This is a genomic window from Altererythrobacter sp. (assembly GCF_050299635.1).
Classification (GTDB): Bacteria; Pseudomonadota; Alphaproteobacteria; order Sphingomonadales; family Sphingomonadaceae; genus Erythrobacter.
In genome coordinates, this window is sequence record NZ_JBNKWF010000018.1 from 49,133 (window position 1) to 69,849 (window position 20,717).

Here is a 20,717-nt window from a genome sequence, read left to right on the forward strand (position 1 = left end):
GGCGGAGCGTCTGCCCCGCCCCAAGTTCCGAGCACTCTGTGCGCTAGTCGTTCATCTTGATCTCGCGCAGCATGTAGGTGCCCTTGATCTTGCGGATCTTGTTGTAGAGCTCGATCACGGTCTTGTTCGCCTTGTCACTATTTTCCTTGCCCCAGGCGGCCATGAGCTTGTCGTATTGCGCCTTATCAGCTTCGAGCGCAGCCATGTTGGGATAGGTGATCCTGAGGATCAGATTCACCTCATTGTCGCCATAAGGCACGACATAGATCCCATAGGATGAGACCTGCCCCAGCTCCTTGCTGATCTCATTGGCCTTGACCCAGGTATCCTTGAGCCCGGCGAGGTAGGTGTCGAGCTGCCCTTCATCGACCTTCACCGTGGTCAGTTCGGTGACTTCCTTTTGTGGCGTATAGTCTTCCCAAACCTGCAACTGCGCCGAGGCTGGCGCAGCAAGTGACAGGGCTGTGCTGGCCACAATGGCCAGGCCGAAAGCTTTCAGACGATTCGTCATGTAGGATTCCCTTCTTCATCGGTTGCAAAACGACCCATGAATGGGAAGGCGAACGACCCGGTCTCTCTCCCAGTCTCCCCAGGGCGCGGAAGCTGCTCCCGAACCGGACGGGAGTCAAATGGTTACCGCTGAGAAGAATGGGCCGCTAAACGCCGCCAGAAGAAAGCTGCCGAATCCGCCTCAGTCGCCTTCGCCCGCCGGTTTGCTTTGCAGCTGGACGTAGTTCTGCAGACCCATGCGCTCGATCATGTCGAACTGCGTCTCGAGGAAGTCGACATGCTCCTCCTCGCTTTCGAGGATGCGTTCGAAGATTTCGCGGCTGGTGTAGTCCCGCACTGTCTCGCAATGCTCGATCGCATCCCTGAGCAGCGGGATCGCCTCCATCTCCACGGCGAGATCGGCCTTGAGGATCTCCTCCACCGTCTCACCCACCTTCAGCTTGTGGATCGCCTGGAAGTTGGGGAGCCCTTCAAGGAACAGGATACGCTCCGCCAGCACATCGGCATGCTTCATCTCGTCGATCGATTCGTGGCGCTCATACTCGGCGAGTTTGCACACGCCCCAATCGTCAAGCACCCGATAGTGCAGCCAGTACTGGTTGATCGCGGTTAGTTCGTTGGTGAGCGCCTTGTTGAGAAATTCGATGACCTTTTCGTCGCCCTTCATGCCGCATCTCCAGATTGCCTGACTGGCGCAAGTTTATGCGGCGAGAGCATGGCGATAACAAGGCCCGAACGAACGAAAAACGGCGGAATTCCGCCAATTGCAAGCGATTCTCAAATGCATGTTCGCCGTCAGGCGGCAAGTGGCTTGCGCGCCGCCTCGCGTTCTTCAATCACGATCATGTCGGCTTCGTCGAGGCACTGGCGGCAGTCGGGCCGCTTGCCCAGCGCGGCGTAGCAAGCCTCTGCATCGCCAGTGGTATAGCGCGCAACACGCCGCAGCTCGCTTTCGCGGATGGCATTGCAGACACAGATATACATGGCGGCCGACTTCTCCTGCGACTGATTCGCAAGTGGCAAAATATGCGAATCACTCGCAATAGCAAGTGCAAATTGAATTCACCGGTTCACAAGTGGTCGAGTTCGCCAATCTATCGCCTGATCGAGAACAGCTTCCAGTAAGTGAGGCAACGCCAAAGCCACTCAAGCGGGCCGAAGCGGAAACGTTCGAGCCAGGGCTTTGACCAGACGAGCATGACGACCCATGCGAGCAGGACAATCCCGAACAGTTCGATCCGGTGGAGCTTGCCATAGAGGCCCAGCGCCCAGCCAGAGAAGACGAACAGCATGACGATCGATGTGCCGAGATAATTCGAGAAGGCCATCCGGCCCACTGCGACCACCCTTTGACCCAGCCAGCCCTGCGTAGCTCGTGGCGCCCATAGCACCAGCAACGTCAGAAGCCCCATCACAAAGGCGAGGCGAGGAATCATCATGAGGCCCTGGAACACGAAGAACGTCAGGAAGAACGGAAAATCTGCCAGATAGGGCCACAAGCCCAGACCAGCCGAAGCGATCGCGCCGCCCACCAGCCCGGTCCAGCCCCAGAACCGCATGACTTCCGGCTCGAACCCGCCGCTGAACAGGCCGAATCGATAGAGCGCCATGCCCATGAGAATCATGCCGAGCGTCTCGAACAATCCGAAAGCCTGGCCGCCGATGTTCTTCTTCGTCTCGTCGATTATCTGGTGACGGACAAAATCCGGGTAACTGCCCCGCTGGTAAAGCGCGAGATCCTCCTCAATCCCTTTGCGAGCCTTGTCTTCCGCCTGGGCGATTTCGGTCCGTGTCTCTTCGGAGACATTTGCCGCAACGGCAGGATTGGTCGCGATGAAATATTGCCCACCCAGCATCGCCGCCATCGCAATGGTGCCCAGGCCATAGAGGGCGAGCCCGGTCAGCAATTGGGTCTTCGCCTTCCACTTCATCATCGGCAGCGCGATAATGCCCCACACTGCGTAAAGTTGCAGGATGTCCCCGAACCAGATGAAATAGAAATGGATGAGCCCGAACATGAGGAGCCACAACAGGCGGCGGAACTGAAGCCAGCGACCGGATCCCCGGCCCCAGGCTTTCTCCACAAACAGCATCATCCCCGCGCCGAACAGCAGCGTGAAGAGCCCGCGCATCTTGTGGTCGATGAAGACATATTGGATCAGCCAGACGATCTTGTCGCCTTCGGTCGGGCCGCCCGGCATCGCCGGAGGCCAGAGATAGACCATGAAGGAATGCCCGAACGCGGTAATATTGGCGAAGAGGATTCCCATCACAGCAATCCCGCGGATGAAATCGAGTGAACCGATTCTTCCGGAAATGCCTGAAGGGGTTACTTCCTCCTGGTCAGGTGTTGCCGCAGCAACGCCAGCACCTGTGAGATTTTCGCCTGTCACCGCCTTACCCTCCCCCATAGAATCCGGAGCTTAGCAGCGGATTTGGGCAAGGGAAGTCTCAACAATAAGCAGGATCAGCCGCCAACAACGATACAGGCCTGCCCTTGCGACTTGAGTCTTGTGCAAACTGCCTGCGCATCGGCCCTTTTTGCCCAGCCGCCTGCCTGCAGCTTGGTCAACCGACCAGCCGGGGAGAGAATCTGGCGCTTGCCGGCAAGTTCCGCACGGCTTGAGAGCTTGTTCCACAACCGCTCCGCATTGCCCTTCACTCCGAAGGCCCCAAGCTGGATGCGCCATGGACCACTTGCGGCAATCTCTGCTGGCGCGGGGCGAGCAGGCGCGGTGACTGCCGGCGCAGGCGTGGAAGCGACGGTAGCCGGCGCTGGCCTGGGCGCAATCGATCCGGCGACAAGCACTGCTCCCTTGGGTCGTGCATAATCCGCCCCGGCAGTGGCTGGATTCGATGCCGGGATTGACGCAGCGGCGCTCGACGGAGGAACCGGGAGCTGGGCGACAGGGCGCGGAACGCGGGTCGGAGCTGAAGCAGTAACCTGCGCCGCCGGGCCATCGCCAAGATCAGCCGAAGCGAATTGAGCTGCCCGCTGCGCATCGCTTTGCCGCTTGATGTCGGCGGCCAGCAATTGCGCACGCTGGCGGTCTTCCAGCGCGATATAGGAATCCATCTGTTGAAGTGCGCCCGTCGCCTGCGGAAGGCCTGACGCCTGCGCCAGTGAGACCAGCGCATATGCGCGAACCCAGTTCTTTTCGGCTAATTCACCGTTGAAGTGCGAAAGACCCAGAACATATTGCGCGCGCGGATCGCCCCGCCCGGCGGCGGCTTCAATATAGGGCATCGCGCGCTGGCGCTGCCCTTCCTGAAACAGCATCAGCCCGTAATTGTCCGCTGCCTTGATATGCCCCTGCACTGCGGCCCGTTCATAGAGTTCGCGCGCTTTGGCCATATCGGGTTCGACACCGTGACCGAGGCGATAGGCCTGCGCCAGATTGAACTGTGCATCGGCATCGCCCTTGGATGCCGGGCCCTTCCACTCGGCCACTGCCGCCACATAATCGCCGCGCGACCAGGCATCGACGCCGTCCTTTACATTGGCCAGCGCTGGCACGGCAGCGCCTATTGCCAGCGCTCCGGCTGCGGCAAACAATATTCGTCTTGCGCAATCGACTTGCACTCTCATTCCCCTTCGTCCGCCCATCCCGCGGGCACTCGCCGGCGCCTATAGTGAATCAGCCGTTAGGAAATGGTTGCTACCCGCAAGCACCGGAAAAGCCACTCGTTAACCCTATATTAGGGGTATCCTGCGATCCCGTTCTCCAGAGCCGCAATTTCGCGGATGGATGTTGGCCTAACCAGGGGGACCAAGGCGTTGCGTGTACTAGCATTGGCATCGCAAAAAGGCGGATCGGGCAAGACTACCTTGTCAGGGCATCTCGCCGTCCAGGCTCAGCGCGCTGGCGCAGGCCCGGTTGTACTTATCGACATTGACCCGCAGGGTTCGCTGGCAGACTGGTGGAACGAGCGTGAAGCGGAATATCCCGCCTTCGCCCAGACCACTGTTGCCCGCCTTGCGAACGATCTTCAGGTCCTGCGTCAGCAGGGCTTCAAGCTTGCGGTTATCGACACGCCTCCGGCAATCACCATGGCTATCCAGTCGGTGATCTCGGTTGCCGAGTTGATCGTCGTCCCGACGCGTCCCAGCCCGCACGATCTGCGCGCAGTGGGTGCTACGGTCGATCTTTGCGAACGAGCTGGCAAGCCGCTGGTCTTCGTGGTGAACGCCGCGACGCCCAAAGCCAAGATCACATCCGAAGCTGCCGTCGCGCTTTCTCAGCACGGCACGGTTGCTCCGATCACGCTCCACCACCGGACCGATTTTGCCGCCTCGATGATCGACGGCCGCACCGTGATGGAAGTGGATCCGGAAGGCCGCAGCGCCGCCGAAATGACAGCGCTTTGGAATTACATCTCCGACCGGCTCGAGAAGAACTTCCGCCGCACAGTGTTTGCGGCGCCGAATTCGCAAGCTCAGCTTCCCGGAGCAGCGAATCGCCCGGGTGGTGGCTTTGGCCGCCGCGTTGCCCAATAAGGAGCTCGTCCGGTCATGTCAGAAGCCAGCTTTGCCTCACTGAGTCCAACCCTGCTGGCGCGCAAGGGTGGAGCCAAACCGGCCATGCGCCCGCAATTGGCCCCAATTCCCGACGCTTCGCCTGCACATCTTGAAGATCTGGGCTGGAACGACATGGGACACGATGACGTACCTGCCACAACGGGTGCCGACGTCGTTCGGCTGAAACCAGCCGATTTCAAGATTGCGGAACCGGTGGTGCGCAAGCAGCACAAGGTTCTTGTCGAACAGTTCGAACAGGACAACAGCCCAGAGCCCAGACCGGCCAAGCGCCGCAGCGCCCTGGGACGTGGAAAGCGCGCCGCATTCACGCTGCGTCTCGACGCCGAGCGTCACCTGAAACTGCGCCTTGCTTCCACCATCAAGGGATGCAGCGCACAGCAGCTCGTAACCGACGCGCTCGACGGGTTGCTTTCCGAAATTGAAGATCTCGATTCGCTCGCCGCAAAGATGAAGCGGACGTGACGGATCGCTCGCTGAACGAATTCGCTGATTGAGGGGGACAGACAATGAGTCGCACCGCAAGCAAAAAGAACCGGATCGGGCCAAAGGTATCTTTGGTCGTCACCACCGCGCTGGCCAGCATTGCGCTGACGGGCTGCACCACCAATGCCGCTCCGCGCGCGGAAACCTCGATCAGCAAGGCGCAGGTCGCGCTTACAAATGGCAAGGCCGACAAGGCCGTCACCCATGCGGAATCCGCCGTCCTGGCAGAGCCGCGCAACGCGGGATATCGCGCGCTGCTGGGTGCAGCCTATCTTGAAGCCGGTCGTTTCCAGTCGGCTGCAACTGCCTTCAGTGACGCGCTGGAACTGGGCGATAGCGACCCGCGCACTGTGCTGAGCTATGCGCTGGCAGAAGCCGCATTGGGCAACAATGCCAATGCCGTTTCGGTGCTCGAGCAGTGGGAAGGCAATATCGATCCGGCCGATTACGGCCTGGCAATCGCACTGGCAGGTCAGCCTGACCGGGGCGTGCATGTCCTTTCCAATGCGCTACGCGCCGGTGAGAACACCCCCAAGGTGCGCCAGAACCTGGCCTATGCCTATGCCCTGCAGGGCAATTGGCGTGCGGCCCGCGTAATGGCGGCCGAGGACGTACCTGCCGATCAGGTCAACGATCGCATCGGCGAATGGGCCGAATTGTCGCGTCCGGAATATTTCCAGTATCGTGTCGCCGCCCTGCTGCAGGTCGATGCGGCCCAGGATTCGGGACAACCGGCGCAGCTCGCGCTTTCGAACTTCCCGTCGCAGGAAACGATGGTGGCCGAAGCCGCCGCGCAGGTTCCAGCCGATCAGTCCAGTGAAGGCGACGATCCGCAATTCGCGCTTGTCCAGCCGGTCGAAGACAATTCGGGCGAGGTGCCCTTCGCACCCGCCCCCGATAGCTTCGACCACGCCTTCGCGGCGACCGAACCGAGCGCCGCCGAACCCGGCAAGTCGCGCTTCGTATCGAACGAAGTCGTCCAGGCCATTCCGGCCGGCTATGTCGAGCCGCAGAGCAAACCGCGCGCACGTTCGCGCATCGCTGCCAGGTCGTCGCAGCGCCGCATGGCGCTTGCTGGCGATACGCACCTCGTCCAGCTCGGCAGCTTTTCGAGCCGCGAGAACGCCGAGCGCGCCTGGGGCATCTACCAGAAGCGCTTCCCGCAGCTTTCGGACCACGATCTGGTCATCACGGAGGCCAAGGTGCGCGGCAAGACCTATTACCGCGTGTCAGCCAATGGCTTCGCTGCAAACGGCGCCCGCACCATGTGCGGCACCGTCAAGGCTTCCGGCAACGGCTGCTTCGCCTACGCAGAAGGCCGCCCGCTGCCGGGCGCCATCGACAGCGCAGTGCGGGTGGCTTCACGCTAAACCCACTCTCTCTCAGAAGATAACTTCAGCGAGACTGCCCTCGGCGCCTTCGGGCTCCGGGGGCGTTCTTTTAGCCGAAGAGATATTGTGGCGCGAACTCATGCCACCAGGGGGATCCCCAGAGCAGGCTGGTGATGATTGCACCGGGCACCATGATCGCCGCGTAGATCCAGTAGGCGCGGTGGATTTTCTTCTGCCGGTAGAGATCCCACAGGAACATCGGTGCGATTACGAACAGCGGCCACAATTCGACCGTCAATGTCGATTCAGGCAATGAAGTGTAGAGGAAGGTCATTCGATCCAGCGCTGCCGGGATCGGCACAATCGTTGCGAGGATGATCAGCCTCTTGTGAAGCTGCGAATCCCGCTTTCTCGCACGCAGTGCCAGGAATACGAGCAAGAGGAAGCTCACTCCTGCCCTAATCTGGATCAGCGCGATATCGGTCATGTAATAGAGAAATCCGTCGACCTGCGCCTGCACGTCGGAAGGAGCATCGGCGGCGAATGCAATGAAAGCCCCCAGGTTCGTCGGAACAAGCACAAGGCCTGCCACAACCAACATTGGAGCAAGCACCATTCCCATAATGCCGAGCTGCATGTGCCATTGCTTGCGCCCGGTCGCCATCAGCGTGGTTTGCGTAAGCAGGAGAAGCATCCAACTGCCCATCAGCACGGCGTGAACGTGCATCGCGACAGGAAACTGTGGGCGCTGGCCCGCATCCACTGCAGCCAGTTTTCCGATGGAATCGGGGACGAACCCGATGAGTATCAATGTAATCAGCAGTACGGCCATAAAGACGTAGATCCACCGATCGATGAAACCGGTAAGGTCAGTCGTAACCACCGCTGCATCGGCAGATGGCTGAGCCAGATTGTGTGAAGCCATGTCCCCTCTCCCTGAAAGGAAGGCGACCCAGCCCCTCTTACACGCCCGATCTGTGAATTGGGAGTCGCTCGCTCAGGCGACGCGTACTCCACCCTTGAAAAGCGCAGTCACGCGGCCCTGCGTCGGTTGCCTGTCGAAGGGCGTGTTGCCCGCGGTGGCTTCCATCTTGCGCCGGTCCACGACCCACGGCTTATCGGGATCGATCAGTGCGATATCGGCTTCAAATCCAGCTTCCAGCCTCCCAGCATCGACACCAAGCAAGCGCGCAGGCGTGCCAGCCAGCAGTTCGAATGCGCGAGCAAGATCGATCACCTCATCGCGCACCAGAGTCAGCGTCATGGCGAGCAGGGTTTCGGCCCCGGCCATTCCTTCTGCCGCATCCGAAAATGGTAGCCGCTTCTCTTCCGGCCCGCGCGGATCGTGACCCGATGCGATCACATCGATCGTGCCGTCGGCAATGCCGGCGATCACGGCCTGCCGGTCATCATCGCTCCGCAAGGGAGGGGAAAGACGGGAAAAAGTCGTGAAGCCTGCCAGCGCAAGGTCTGACAGCATGAAATGCGCCGGCGTCACGCCCGCAGTCACGTTAACCCCTCTGGCCTTGGCTGTGCGGACAAGATCGATCGCCTGTCGCGTAGTCACTTGCCGCAAGTGGAGCCGGGCACCGGTCATTTCCGCCAGCGCGATGTCTCGCGCGACGGCCAGGGCTTCGGCCTCGGCAGGTGCGCTGGGCAAGCCGAGCCGCGTCGCCATTTCACCGGCGGTGGCCGCTGCTTCGCCTGCCAGTCCGCCATCTTCCGCGTGGGTGACGACCACCAGGTCGAGCATCGCGGCATATTGCAACAATCGCAGCATAGCGCCCGAATCCGCGATCCATCGGCGCCCGGTCGCGACTCCGCGCGCGCCGGCCTCTTTCATCAGGCCGATCTCGGCCAGTTCGCGCCCTTCCAGCGCGCGTGTCGCAGCGGCAAGCGGATGGACCCAGAGATCGGGCTTGCCGCTCTTGGCAATGTAGCTGACCCGGCTTGGCAGATCGATCGGATCTGACTGGTCGGGCATCAGAGCCGCTCGCGTAATTCCGCCAAAATGGAACGCGGGCTTGTCGACCGCGAAGACCCCGAAATCGACCAAACCGGGCGCAATCACCCGCCCCTTTGCGTCGATGGTCTCGTCACCATCTTGCGGTTGGGTGTCACCGACAGCGGTGATTTCGCCATTGCAACAGCGAATCCCACCGGCGACCAGACCGTTCGGTGCGATCAGCCTGCCGTTGGTGATGGAAAGAGGGCGAAGCTGTTTCATTGCCTGCCCTCCCCATTGTCAGCCCAGCCTTCGACACCGCGCGCGCTCCGCGTGAGGATGTCGAGGCACGCCATGCGAATTGCCACCCCCATTTCGACCTGCCGGGTGATGATCGAACGGTCGAGCATGTCGGCAACTTCGCTGTCGATCTCGACTCCGCGATTCATCGGGCCGGGGTGCATCACCAGCGCATCGGGCGCGGCGCGCTTCAGGCGGTCCATGGTGAGGCCGTAAAGGCGGTGATACTCGCGCGCCGAAGGAATGAACTGCCCCTGCATCCTCTCGGTCTGGAGGCGCAGCATCATCACCACGTCGCTGCCTGCCAGCGCCGCGTCAAAATCATGGAACGGCAATGCCCCCATGGCTTCGATACCAACCGGCATCAACGCAGGCGGCGCACAGAGCCGCACAGTGGCACCCAGAGCCTGCAGGCACAGCACGTTGGAGCGTGCCACACGGCTGTGCAGAATGTCGCCGCAAATCGTCACCGTCAGCCCGGTGAAGTCTTCCGCCGCCTCGCCCCGCTTGCGCAAGGCATGGCGCAGCGCCAGCGCATCGAGCAAAGCCTGTGTCGGGTGTTCATGCTGTCCATCACCCGCATTGAGCACCGGGCAGTCGACCTTGCTGCCGATCAGTTCCACCGCGCCGCTCGATCCGTGCCGGATCACGATCGCATCGGCCCGCATCGCGTTGAGCGTGATGGCAGTGTCGATCAGCGTTTCGCCCTTCTTCACGCTGGATTGCGCCGCATGCATGTTGACCACGTCTGCGCCCAGACGCTTGCCCGCGATTTCGAACGACAGAAGCGTGCGGGTCGAGTTCTCGAAGAAGGCGTTGATGATGGTGAGACCGGACAGCGTATCGCTATGTTTGGAACTCTGCCGGTTGAGCTCAACCCAGGGTTCAGCCTCGTCGAGCAGATACATGATCTCGTGCCGTTCGAGTTGTGCAATGCCCAGGAGATCGCGATGCGGAAAGGCGAATTTGCCCGCTGGATAGCGGCCAGAACCTGTCGGCGGCGCAGCGTCGCCAGATTCATAGTCTGCCATGAACTTGCGCAGTTTCGCGGCAGTGCTACTGCGCAGGTCACGGCCCGATTTTAGCTGCGATACGAAAGGCTTGTCATTGAGCGCCAGTTCGCCAAATCGCGTTTCTGAAATATCGTTGCGAAGGCAGAATTGTTCGATCTCGCGAATCAGATTTTGCATGGAAAAGCCCCCTAAGTTGGATTTAACCAACCGTCCAGTAGGAAATCGCGTTTTTCACTTCCCTGAATCGAACCAGCACGCCGTTGAACGAGTCAGGTCAGTCGCTCAACCCATTCATGCAGTCATTTCCGGTGGAACTTTCCAGCCAAGGCCCTAACTTGGCTGAAAGAGACAACAGGAAGCGTCACTTATGAGTTTTGCAGGCAAGGTTTGGCGGCTGCTGGTCGGGATCAAGGACGGGCTGGCCCTGCTGTTCCTGTTGCTGTTCTTTGCCATGCTGTTTGCAGTGCTTTCCGCCAGGCCAAATCCCGGTATGGTTCGCGAAGGCGCGCTGGTGATCGAGCTTGACGGCACCATCGTTGAGGAACGGAGCGAAATCGATCCGCTGCAGGCGCTTCTGAGCCAGGAAGCACCTGTGAGCGAATATCCTGCGCGCGAGTTGATCCAGGTTCTGGATAGCGCTGCCGACGACGATCGGATCAAGGCGGTCGTGCTCGACCTTTCACGGTTCGTGGGCGGTGGGCAGGTGCATCTGCAGGCGGTGGGCGAAGCCATCGATCGCGTCAGGAAGGCAAAGAAGCCGGTGCTGAGTTTCGCCATCGCCTATGGCGACGATGCGATGATGCTGGCATCGCACGCCAGCGAGATTTGGCTCGATCCGATGGGTGGCGCAGTGGTGGCCGGGCCCGGTGGAAGCCACCTCTATTATGCAGACCTGTTCAAGAAGCTGGGCGTCAACGCCCGGATCTATCGCGTCGGCACATACAAATCCGCAGTCGAGCCCTACATGCTCAATTCCATGTCCGATGCGGCGCGCGAGAATTACGCCGCGCTTTACGGTGCATTGTGGGAGGAATGGCAAGCCCATGTGAAGGCGGCACGGCCATCGCTCGACCTAGATCAGGTGACACGCAACACCGTCGAGTGGGTGCAGACTTCGAGCGGAGATCTTGCCAAGGCGGCGCTGGCGGCTGGACTGGTCGACGAACTGGGCGATCGCGTAAAATTTGGTGAGCACGTCGCGGAACTGGCCGGTGAGCATCCGTGGGAGAACATGCCGGGCAGCTATGCCACGACCGAATACAAGCCCTATGTTGCCGACACCGCACCCGGCAAGCCTGGCAAGACAATCGGCGTCATCACAGTCGCGGGCGAGATCGTGGACGGCGACGCCGGGCCAGGCGTGGCGGGCGGCACACGCATCGCCGATCTGCTTGACGATGCGCTGGATGACGATCTTGCAGGCCTGGTCGTAAGGGTCGATTCGCCAGGCGGATCGGTGTTGGCGTCAGAGGAAATCCGGCAAGCCATCTTGCGGCAGAAGGCACGCGGAATTCCCGTTGCGGTATCGATGGGCAATCTGGCAGCGAGCGGCGGCTATTGGGTTTCCATGGCAGGGGACAGAATTTTTGCCGAACCGGAAACGGTCACCGGATCGATTGGCGTATTCGCGGTGATTCCCACATTCGAGGGAACAGCGTCCCGGCTCGGGGTCAATGCCGACGGCTTTCGTACTACTCCACTGTCAGGCCAGCCTGACCTTGTCGCAGGTTTCACGCCCGAAGTGGATGCGATCCTGCAGGGCAGCGTGGAAAGCACATATTCCAAGTTCATCGCGCTGGTGAGCGAGAACCGCAAGATCAGCCCTGAAGAGGTCGATCGTATTGCACAGGGCCGCGTGTGGGACGGTGGCAGCGCCCGCCAGCTTGGACTGGTCGATCAATTTGGCGGGATCGACGATGCGCTTGGCTGGGTGGCAAAACAGGCAAAGCTTGAAGATGGCAATTGGCACGCGCGCTATCTCGGTGCCAGCGTCAGCCCCTATGATTCGCTGGTAAGGCAATTGCTGCGCGACAGCTCCGGCGAAACGGAAACAAATGGCGATCTTTTCGCCATGGTGGCCCGTAAGCAGGGCACAGTCTCTGCATCGATCAAGCAGGATTTCGAGCGACTCATGGGTCTGAAGGGTGTGCAGGCGCTGTGCCTCGAATGTCCACGCCCAGCGCGGACGGGGACCGCGGCGAGCACGCAGAACTGGATCATGAAGCTGGCGGCGCTGTTGAACTAGGGTCCGGACCGGACCCTAATCGTCAGGATTGCGGGCAATTCCCCTGGCGATCAGATCGTTGACCTGCGCCGCGATATCTGCCGGATCTTCGCTGCCATCGCCCCAAACGCTGTAGCGCAGGCCAACAAACACGTTCATCCCCATCAGCGCCCAGGCTTCCAACTCGCCTAGCCCGTCACGAAACTCGCCGGAATCGGCACCCGCACCTATTCGTTCGGCAATGCGCTGCGCGACCGTCTCGTAATGTCGGCGGTAACTTTCGGGATCAACGAACTCGGCCTCGTCGATGATCCGATAGATCTCGCGATGCTCACTGGAGAATTGGAGGAATGCTGCCAGCGCCACACGCTCGATCTCGAGCGCGCTCATACCCGGCTTGATGGCATCGCGCGCACTGACCTTCACTGCTTCGCTCATGTCACCCACAAGCGCACGGAACAGCGCGTCCTTGCTGTCGAAATAGGTGTAGAAACTGCCCAGAGCGACACCCGCACGGCGCGTGATGCTGCTGATCGACGCCTCATGAAAACCCTTCTCGCCGAACTCGACGGCCGCTGCATCGAGCAGCTTGCGCAGGGTTCGCCGCCCGCGTTCGGTGCGCGGCCGTTTTGTATCGCCGGATGCCGCACCGGCTGTCGGTTCGGTTGATCTTCCGGCTGTCGACGTCGTGTCCATGTTGCCCTCCCGCCACATCCCTTAGCGAGATGCAAGGGGGAAACAAGTCAAAACTTGAAAGGTGGTTCAACTTTCAATATCGCGGCGGCAGAAAGTTTTTGGGAGGAGAATCATGTCAGTTTTCGATTCTAACTACGCACGCACTCTCTTGGCGGGATGCGGCGGAATGGCACTTGCGGCTGCGATCGCGCCTGCAACAGCATTGGCTCAGGATACGGCAGGGGCAGACGCGGCTGATGAATCGGCTGGCAATGTCATCGTCGTCACCGCGCGCCGGCGCGAGGAACGTGCGATCGACGTGCCGATCTCCCTCACCGCGGTATCTGGCGAGGAACTGGCCCAACGCGGCGCGCTCGACATCACCGATGTCGGCAATATTGCGCCCAATGTGACGCTGGAATCGTCCCGCGCTACCAACTCCACCCTGTCCGCATTCATCCGCGGTATCGGCCAGCAGGATCCGGTCTCGGGCTTCGAGCAAGGCGTCGGCATCTATCTCGACGATGTCTATCTCAACCGCCCGCAAGCCGCGGTGCTCGACATCTATGACGTGGAGCGGATCGAAGTCCTGCGCGGACCGCAGGGCACGCTTTACGGCCGCAACACGATCGGCGGCGCGGTCAAATATGTCACCAAGCGTCTGCCGCAAGATGCCTATTTCAAGGCGCGCGCGACCTACGGCACCTATGATCAGGCCGAAGGCGTTGTCACAGCCGGCGTTCCCGTGAGCGATCTGGTACGCGTAGGCGCATCAATTGCCCGGCTTTCGCGCGGGGGCTTTGGCGACAATCTCACCAATGGCCTTGAAAACTACAACAAGGACGTTTGGGCCGGCCGGGCGAGCATGGAATTGGGCGGCTATGGCGAACCGGTATTCCTGCGCATCCAGGGCGACTACACTCGCGACAAGAGCAACCCACGCGGCGGCCACCGGCTGATCCCCGGCCTCAATTCGGGAGCGCCCGTTCTCGACAATGTGTTCGATACACGCGGCGCGCTCAACGATCCCGTGCAAGACGTCGAATCCTATGGCGTGATGATGAGCGGCGAGATCGAGTTCAGCGACGCGTTGACGCTGCGTTCGATCTCTGCCTGGCGCAAGGATTCGACCGATACGCCAATCGATTTCGACGCGCTCCCGGCAGTCGATCTCGACGTGCCGGGCAGCTATTTCAACGAGCAGCTCAGCCAGGAAGTCCAGTTGCTGTGGGACGATGGCGGCGCGCTGACAGGCCTGCTGGGTTTCTACTACCTCGACGCCAAAGCGGATACGCTGTTCGATGTGCGTATCTTCACCATGTTCCCGGGTCTGACGGCATTCACTGAGGCTGACGTTGATACCGAAACCTATGCGGTATTTGGCGACTTCACCTATGACCTGACCGACCAGATCTCGCTCTCGGTCGGTGGGCGCTACACCTGGGATGAGCGCACGGCTTCGATCCTGCGCCAGAACTACCTTGGTGGCGGTTCGCCGATCTTTGGCGGAGCAGGCGTGCCTTTTGGCGCTCCTTCGACCGATTTCACAGGTAGCCGCAAGTTCAAGAAGTTCACCCCGCGCGCATCGATCAGCTTCATGCCGACGCCGGACCACAACATCTATGCAAGCTATTCAAAGGGCTTCAAGGGCGGCGGGTTCGACCCGCGCGGTGTCGGCGCGAATGCTCCGGCGGCCAGCCCCGGCAATCCGACCGACGCCGAAGTTGCGAGCTTCCTCAGCTTTCGGCCAGAAGAGGTCGACAGCTATGAGCTCGGTTACAAGGGCAGCCTCATGGACGGCCGGGTAAACGTGGCTGTCGCCGGGTTCTATGCCGATTACACCGATGTACAGATCCCGGGCTCGGTCGCATGTAGCGTGGGCGGGCTGCCGACCTTCTGCGGCATCGTTTCCAATGCGGGCAAGGCCAGCTTCAAGGGTATAGAATTCGAAGGCAGCGCGCGGCTGGGGAGCGGCTTCTCGCTCTCCGCATCGGCTGGTTGGATCGACGCCAAATATGATGAGTACATCACCAATATCGGCGGCGTGCCAACCGACGTGGCGCAACACCGCAAGGTGCAAAACACACCCGAGTTCACTGGCTCGGGCACAATCAGCTACAACATGCCCTTGGGTGACGGTGATCTCTACATGGGCGCAACTGCGAGCTATCGCAGCAAGACCAATCAGTTCGAGCTTCCCAATCCCTATATTGATCAAGGCGGCTATGCTCTGGTGGATGCCAGCGTGGTCTACAAGGCGCCCGGCAATCGCTGGTCGATTGGGGTGTTCGGCAAGAACCTGTTCGACAAGGAATACAAGACCTCGGGCTACACCTTCGTAGCGACCGATCCGGTAACCGGCGCGATTCCGCTGGGCGCGAATGGTTACCCGATCCCGACGCTTGGGCCGGAGGGCACGCTGACGGCATTCTACGGCAATCCGCGGCAGGTCTTCGTTACGGCTACGTTCGAATATTGACCCGATAAAGTTCCCACCGTCCTGCCGGACCCTTGGCGGGACAATGGCGGTCAGCGTGCCCTGTGCATGCTGGCCGCCTTTGCATTTTCAGGCCCGCCAGGGAGCCAATTGAGCGCTTGCCAAGCGCGGCGCGAAGTGGCAATGGCGCGCCCCTGTCCGGCAGGCCTTGTCGCCTGCGGTCCACGGGCGGGCGCGTAGCTCAGTGGTAGAGCACACCCTTCACACGGGTGGGGTCGCAAGTTCAATCCTTGCCGCGCCCACCATCTTTTCAATGACTTAGATGGCCTCGTGGTTCGAGTATGAAAAAAGTATGAAAAAGCTTTTTTCTGGATTTCTCTTGAGCAAGCCACGGTCCAGAAGTGTGCCGTGATGAGAGCGGCGGTGTAAAATTCGTCCACGGTAGCGGCGGGATAGTCCCGATTCGGGCGGCGTAAAAGTTGTCCACCTATTCCCCTTCTGCCACGAGTGCAGGAGGGTCAGGGGATCTGCACCGTGGAACTTAATCTGAAGGTGCGACTGGCGGTTTCGGAAGGGATGAGCCGACGTCAGGCTGCAAAGCATTTCAACGGTGCTGTCATGTGTGGACGGCTCCGGTTGTGCAAGGGTTGATTGAGTGATGGTTGATCCTTGTGGGATGCGGTCATGTGTCCGGCCTGTTTATGCGGTGTGATTTGCCGCTGGCCTTGATGAAGTCCGCTTGTCGGGTTCCAATCAGTCTATCGAGCTATGACGCCCTGACAGCACCTCGGAGTGTCCCGACATCGGTCCCTTTGAGCAACATCACTTCCATCTGCCCTCACAATCTCATGCGAGAGAGGGTTTGCGGTAGACCTCCTCTCGTTTCATCAAGGCCCATGCGGTTCGGGCGGTCTTGTTGGCAACCGCGATCGTGACAAGTCGAGCCGGCTTGCGCTCAAGCAGATCGTGCAGCCACGGCGTGCCGCTCTGCTCGTCGCTCCTCGCACGGCGCAGCACGGAGGTCGCACCGATCACGAGCAGCTTACGCAAATAACCATTTCCCATCTTCGAGATACGGCCTAGCCTGTTCTTACCTCCGGTCGAGTTCTGGCGTGGCACCAATCCCAGGAACGCGGCAAACTGACGCCCGGACTTGAAGACAGTGGCATCAGGCACGCTTGCGGCAAGTGCTGTCGCCGTGATCACCCCGACACCGGGGATCGTGGCAAGGCGCTGACTGGCAGCGTTGCTGCGATGCCAGATCTTGAGCTCACGTTCGAGCGCATTGGTCTCCTGCTCAAGGCTTTCCAGCTGTAGGGCCATGGCCAGGATGGCCTGCCTGGCCACCTCAGGTACGCCGGCACATTCCCCATGCCGCACACGCTTGATGAGCTCACCGACACGGCGCGCCCCTTGCGGAGCAACGATCCCGAACTCGGCCATGTGCCCGCGAATAGCGTTGAGGATCATCGTCCGCTGGCGTGTCAGCAGATCGCGCGTGCGGTGCAGAACCAGTACGCCTTGCTGCTCCTCACTCTTGATTGCGACACTGCGCATATGCGGACGAGAGACCGCTTCGCAGATCGCAGCAGCATCGGCAGCGTCGTTTTTCTGCCGCATGACATAGGGCTTCACATAGGTTGGCGGGATCAGGCGAACGTCGTGTCCCAAAGCTCTGATCTGACGCGCCCAGTGATGCGATGTCGGGCATGCCTCCATCCCAACTACACACGGTGGTAGCTTATCAAGCGTCGCAAGGAAGGCAGCGCGGCGCACCTTCTTCTCAAGAACGACCGTGCCTTCAGCATCAACCCCGTGAAGCTGAAAGACAGACTTGGCCAAATCGATACCGATCGTGCTAATATCCATGTGGGCGGCTCCTTCCTCATTGCCGGTCTACAACAGCACCAGCATGGCACATTGCGATGCCGTCGGGTGGAGCCGTCCACACCATCAGTCTAACCCTAACTCGTCTCCACTTGGCAAAGGCGCCCCTACCCCGAGGACCATTCAGGCCATGAGTGACTGCCACTCGGCCAATGCGGCAGAGCGGCGAGCTTTGTAGGTTTGGCGGCTGATGAGGTGGCGTTCAGAGTTGAAATGATTGTAGACGCTGGCGTGTCTTTGGCGCGATCTCGCCTCTTGCAGATAGCTGAGCCTTTCCTGCACATTCCATTGGACTTCGCAGTCAATGTGAGCATGGGTGTGTGACAAGGCTGCGGCGTTGCGACCCTCGCCGCAGCCGCCTCGGAGCTCGAATGGGCAACTTCCGAGGCTGTGGGTGGTGGGAGCAGCATGGTGCTGCTCCGATCGAGGAGAGCCACCCATGACTACCAAGGGAGCTGTCAGTCGGACGCTAACTGCTCTCCACATGGCAGAGCTCGCCCTACCCCGCTCGTGCTTCAGACCATGAGAGTTTGCCACTCAGCCAGCGCGGCTGAGCGGCGGTTCTTGTAGGTTTGTCTATCGACGAGGTGACGTTCTGCATTGAAGTGGTTGTGAATTGAGGCATGGACGGATGCAAACTTTTGCAGTGACTTCATCCGCCGGAACCGCTGCATAGCCTGCTCTCTTCGTCGGAATCGAAGGTGACTGTTCTCGGCCCGATTGTTCAGCCACCTCCCCATCTCGCGACGGTCCTCGTTGCCGAGTTCCTTCATTGCAGCGGGATAGGATTTCAGGCCGTCGGTGACGATAGTCTCAGCCTTCCCGTGGCGCTTCAACGCCTTCTTCATGAAGGTAAGAGCGGCGGATTTGTCCCGTTTCTTCGTATCGTAGGACTCGAGAACTTCGCCCTCGTGATCGACAGCTCGCCACAGATAGACCATCTCGCCGTTCAGCTTCACGTACATCTCATCAAGGTGCCAGCGCCACTGCCTGAAGCCGCGCATCCGGCTAACCCGCTGTCTACGAATGTCGGCCGCGAACATCGGGCCAAACCGGTTCCACCGCGCGACCCGCAGCCATGCCGGGGGCATGGCGAGGATCAAGCCCGCACGGTTTCGTGACACAGGCCATAACCGCGCTCAAACAGCAGGTCCTCGACGTTTCGAAGGCTAAGCGGATATCGCACATAAAGCATCAAGACCATGCGGATAATGTCGGGCGATGAGTGGAAGTAGGCGAACGGATTCTTGGGTTTGCTCATTAGAGCCGGCTAGCAAGCTAGTCGTTCAGTCGCCGTCCTTTTGACAGCACCTCCCGCTTCAATTGGGGTTTCTTGTATACGAGACCTTGTCGGAGCGGTCGCTATGGGCGATCAAGCAGATAATGGCCGACATGCTTCCCGTCCTTGCTCAAACAACCCGAGATCAGAAGGGCAGCTTCGCGCCAGCAGAGCAGAATTGACTGCGTGAGAATCCCCCTAGCCAATTGAGTGCCATCTTCATGTTCCAGACTCGCGCCTCCCACCCGACATCTCGCCATCTGATCGAACGGTTTCGCCCGTCCTTTGCAGTTTGTCGGTGTGTACCCTTGTTCCTGATTGCCTTTTCCTTCTTGTGCGGCGGACCCGCAGCGGCCGCGCCGCAGCCGGAGATTCCAACGCCCGCACCGGAAAATTCCGTGCCCATGGCGTCGGCCGAGCAATTCCCCGAAGTGAAGCTCGACTTTCCAATAGCGGTCGGGCCATTCGAACCCACCTGGAGCTCGATCGAGACGAACTACCCCGGCCCCCCGGATTGGCTGCGCGAGGCAAAGTTCGGCATCTGGGTGCATTTCGGGCCGCAGTCGGCCGGTCAGAGCGGCGACTGGTATGCACGCAATCTCTACAAGCCCGGCCATATCGCTTACCGCAATCACCTGGAGAACTACGGGCACCCGTCCGAAGTAGGCTACAAGGAAGTGCTGCGCGACTGGAATCCCACCAAACTCGATCCCGCGGCGCTCACGCAGATTTACCGCGACGCCGGCGCGCGCTTCCTGATCGTGCAGGGCGTGCACCACGACAATTTCGATCTGTGGAACTCGCGGCACCATCCGTGGAACTCGACGCGCATCGGTCCGAAACGAGACCTGATCGCGGAGTGGGCGAACGCAGCGAAAGCCGCAGGCATGCGCTACGGGGTGACGTTTCACCACGAATACACCTGGTATTGGTGGCAGACCGCGTTCGGCGCCGACCGGGAAGGGCCAAGGGCCGGTGTTCCCTATGACGGCCACCTCCGGCTCGCGGATGGCGAGGGCAAATGGTGGGAAGGACTCGACCCGCGGCTGCTCTACGGCATCGATCTGCGCGAATACCAGGGTGTTACCGAGGCCGCGAACACCGATTGGAACGTGCCGGCCCCCGGTATATTCTCGCGCCACCTCGACTATGCGCACTGGTACTCCACCCAGTGGGGCCTGAGGATGATCGACGTCATCGATCATTATGATCCAGACTTTATCTACACCGATGGCACCGATCGCCAGCCGTTCAGCGGCTCTGGCACGGGTACAGGGTACAAGTCCGACGCGCTACAGCGGGTCATGGCGCACTACTACAACCGGTCGATCGAGCGACGCGGCAAGGTCGATACGTTCAGCATCGTAAAGTTCCGGCCGCGCACGAACGGCACGGTCAACACCGAGGAACACGGCGCTCCTTCCGAGATAAAGACCGATCAGCCTTGGATCGCCGAAGCGCCCGTCGGCGATTGGTTCTACAGCCCCGGCTTTACCTACGACGCAGGGATGATGATCCGTTATGTGATCGAAGCCGTCGCTCGCGACGGCAACGCGGCGCTGTCCATTGCCCTGCTCCCTGACGGCTCGCTCGACGAGGGTAGCGCGCGGATGCTGCGCGAGGTCGGCGACTGGATGCGCGTCAACGGCAGCGCGATCTACGGAAGCCGCGCCTGGAAAGTGCCTGGCGAAGGAGAGATCGTCGAGGGCCGGTTGAAGCAGTTGCCGGGCGGCAAACTCGGCAAAGAGCATGCGGAGTTCAGCTTTGGCCCGCAGGATTTTCGTTTCGTGGTGGGCCGCGATGGCGCGCTCTATGCGTTCGCTTTGGCCGTCCCCGAGCCCGGCGCGACCGTCAGTATCGTGTCGCTTGGGGTTGACGCCGGGCTGCTTGAGTCGCCCATCACTGAGGTCACGATGCTTGGACACCCACGGCCGCTGCACTGGCGGCAAAGGGCCGGATCGTTGGAAATCGACTACCCAAGAGATGGGGCCGCCAAGACTGCCGTCGTGTTTCGGATTGCAGGTGCCGCCTCATCTGAATTTTAAGCAGCGCGGGCAAGACGCGGAGCGAATCTAGGCGGCCCAGTGCCGTGT

General features: G+C 60.6%; 16 protein-coding genes, 1 tRNA gene and 2 pseudogenes. 7 read left to right on the top strand and 12 right to left on the bottom strand.

Annotated elements, in window-relative coordinates; all coding sequences use genetic code 11:
• Nucleotides 1-43: 43 nt before the first annotated feature.
• The 5 genes from ACQY6C_RS10655 to ACQY6C_RS10675 all read right to left on the bottom strand — a co-directional run bounded on the left by ACQY6C_RS10655 (nt 44) and on the right by ACQY6C_RS10675 (nt 4,066).
• Nucleotides 44-511, bottom strand: coding sequence for a hypothetical protein (locus ACQY6C_RS10655; RefSeq protein ID WP_427968551.1), 468 nt, complete (start codon nt 509-511; stop codon nt 44-46).
• 180 nt (nt 512-691) lie between these two features.
• Nucleotides 692-1,177, bottom strand: a complete 486-nt coding sequence (gene bfr / locus ACQY6C_RS10660) for a bacterioferritin (protein WP_427968553.1) — start codon at nt 1,175-1,177, stop codon at nt 692-694.
• Nucleotides 1,178-1,305: 128 nt separating this feature from the next.
• Nucleotides 1,306-1,494 carry a (2Fe-2S)-binding protein gene (locus tag ACQY6C_RS10665; RefSeq protein ID WP_427968555.1) on the bottom strand — a complete coding sequence of 63 codons (189 nt, stop codon included), beginning with the start codon at nt 1,492-1,494 and terminating at the stop codon, nt 1,306-1,308.
• A gap of 110 nt (nt 1,495-1,604) precedes the next feature.
• Nucleotides 1,605-2,921: a DUF418 domain-containing protein gene (locus ACQY6C_RS10670; RefSeq protein WP_427968557.1), complete on the bottom strand. Its 1,317-nt coding sequence runs from the start codon at nt 2,919-2,921 to the stop codon at nt 1,605-1,607.
• A 56-nt stretch (nt 2,922-2,977) separates the two neighbouring features.
• Nucleotides 2,978-4,066, bottom strand: a complete 1,089-nt coding sequence (locus ACQY6C_RS10675) for an SPOR domain-containing protein (protein ID WP_427968558.1) — start codon at nt 4,064-4,066, stop codon at nt 2,978-2,980.
• A 222-nt stretch (nt 4,067-4,288) separates the two neighbouring features.
• Between ACQY6C_RS10675 and ACQY6C_RS10680 the strand changes: the two genes are divergently transcribed.
• Genes ACQY6C_RS10680 through ACQY6C_RS10690 form a run of 3 tightly spaced genes read left to right on the top strand, consistent with a single transcriptional unit; the run spans nt 4,289 to nt 6,903 of the window.
• Entirely contained in the window at nt 4,289-5,008 is a 720-nt protein-coding gene (locus tag ACQY6C_RS10680; protein WP_427968560.1) for an AAA family ATPase, read from the top strand.
• Between the two features lie 15 nt (nt 5,009-5,023).
• Nucleotides 5,024-5,512, top strand: coding sequence for a hypothetical protein (locus tag ACQY6C_RS10685; protein ID WP_427968562.1), 489 nt, complete (start codon nt 5,024-5,026; stop codon nt 5,510-5,512).
• Between the two features lie 44 nt (nt 5,513-5,556).
• On the top strand, nt 5,557-6,903 hold the full coding sequence (locus ACQY6C_RS10690) for a tetratricopeptide repeat protein (RefSeq protein WP_427968563.1): 1,347 nt from the start codon (nt 5,557-5,559) through the stop codon (nt 6,901-6,903).
• A gap of 70 nt (nt 6,904-6,973) precedes the next feature.
• Here the strand turns inward: ACQY6C_RS10690 and ACQY6C_RS10695 are convergent, their stop codons facing one another.
• The 3 genes from ACQY6C_RS10695 to ACQY6C_RS10705 all read right to left on the bottom strand — a co-directional run bounded on the left by ACQY6C_RS10695 (nt 6,974) and on the right by ACQY6C_RS10705 (nt 10,140).
• Nucleotides 6,974-7,789: a hypothetical protein gene (locus ACQY6C_RS10695; RefSeq protein WP_427968565.1), complete on the bottom strand. Its 816-nt coding sequence runs from the start codon at nt 7,787-7,789 to the stop codon at nt 6,974-6,976.
• A gap of 72 nt (nt 7,790-7,861) precedes the next feature.
• A complete protein-coding gene (locus ACQY6C_RS10700; protein ID WP_427968566.1) occupies nt 7,862-9,091 on the bottom strand; it encodes a dihydroorotase in 1,230 nt (409 codons plus the stop codon).
• Complete coding sequence (locus ACQY6C_RS10705; RefSeq protein ID WP_427968577.1) at nt 9,088-10,140, bottom strand: aspartate carbamoyltransferase catalytic subunit; 1,053 nt, start codon at nt 10,138-10,140, stop codon at nt 9,088-9,090. Before ACQY6C_RS10705 ends, ACQY6C_RS10700 begins: the two co-directional genes overlap by 4 nt.
• A 349-nt stretch (nt 10,141-10,489) precedes the next feature.
• Here ACQY6C_RS10705 and sppA point away from each other — a divergent pair, with 349 nt between their 5' ends.
• Nucleotides 10,490-12,367 (top strand): signal peptide peptidase SppA, encoded by a 1,878-nt coding sequence (gene sppA / locus ACQY6C_RS10710; RefSeq protein WP_427968568.1) that lies wholly within the window; start codon nt 10,490-10,492, stop codon nt 12,365-12,367.
• Between the two features lie 15 nt (nt 12,368-12,382).
• On the opposite strand, the gene ACQY6C_RS10715 is transcribed toward sppA, so the two are convergent.
• Nucleotides 12,383-13,042 (bottom strand): TetR/AcrR family transcriptional regulator, encoded by a 660-nt coding sequence (locus ACQY6C_RS10715; protein ID WP_427968570.1) that lies wholly within the window; start codon nt 13,040-13,042, stop codon nt 12,383-12,385.
• Nucleotides 13,043-13,208: 166 nt separating this feature from the next.
• Between ACQY6C_RS10715 and ACQY6C_RS10720 the strand changes: the two genes are divergently transcribed.
• Complete coding sequence (locus ACQY6C_RS10720) at nt 13,209-15,500, top strand: TonB-dependent receptor (RefSeq protein WP_427968571.1); 2,292 nt, start codon at nt 13,209-13,211, stop codon at nt 15,498-15,500.
• Between the two features lie 188 nt (nt 15,501-15,688).
• Nucleotides 15,689-15,763: transfer RNA gene (locus ACQY6C_RS10725), tRNA-Val, on the top strand.
• Between the two features lie 541 nt (nt 15,764-16,304).
• On the opposite strand, the gene ACQY6C_RS10730 is transcribed toward ACQY6C_RS10725, so the two are convergent.
• The 3 genes and pseudogenes from ACQY6C_RS10730 to ACQY6C_RS10740 form a co-directional block, all read right to left on the bottom strand.
• Nucleotides 16,305-17,327 carry an IS110 family transposase gene (locus ACQY6C_RS10730; RefSeq protein WP_427968573.1) on the bottom strand — a complete coding sequence of 341 codons (1,023 nt, stop codon included), beginning with the start codon at nt 17,325-17,327 and terminating at the stop codon, nt 16,305-16,307.
• A 141-nt stretch (nt 17,328-17,468) separates the two neighbouring features.
• Nucleotides 17,469-17,579: pseudogene (locus tag ACQY6C_RS10735) on the bottom strand (IS6 family transposase); the annotation flags it as partial.
• Nucleotides 17,580-17,860: 281 nt separating this feature from the next.
• Nucleotides 17,861-18,606: pseudogene (locus tag ACQY6C_RS10740) on the bottom strand (IS6 family transposase).
• Between the two features lie 326 nt (nt 18,607-18,932).
• On the opposite strand from ACQY6C_RS10740, the gene ACQY6C_RS10745 reads away from it, so the two are divergent.
• Nucleotides 18,933-20,669, top strand: a complete 1,737-nt coding sequence (locus ACQY6C_RS10745; RefSeq protein WP_427968575.1) for an alpha-L-fucosidase — start codon at nt 18,933-18,935, stop codon at nt 20,667-20,669.
• The last annotated feature ends 48 nt before the right edge of the window (nt 20,670-20,717 follow it).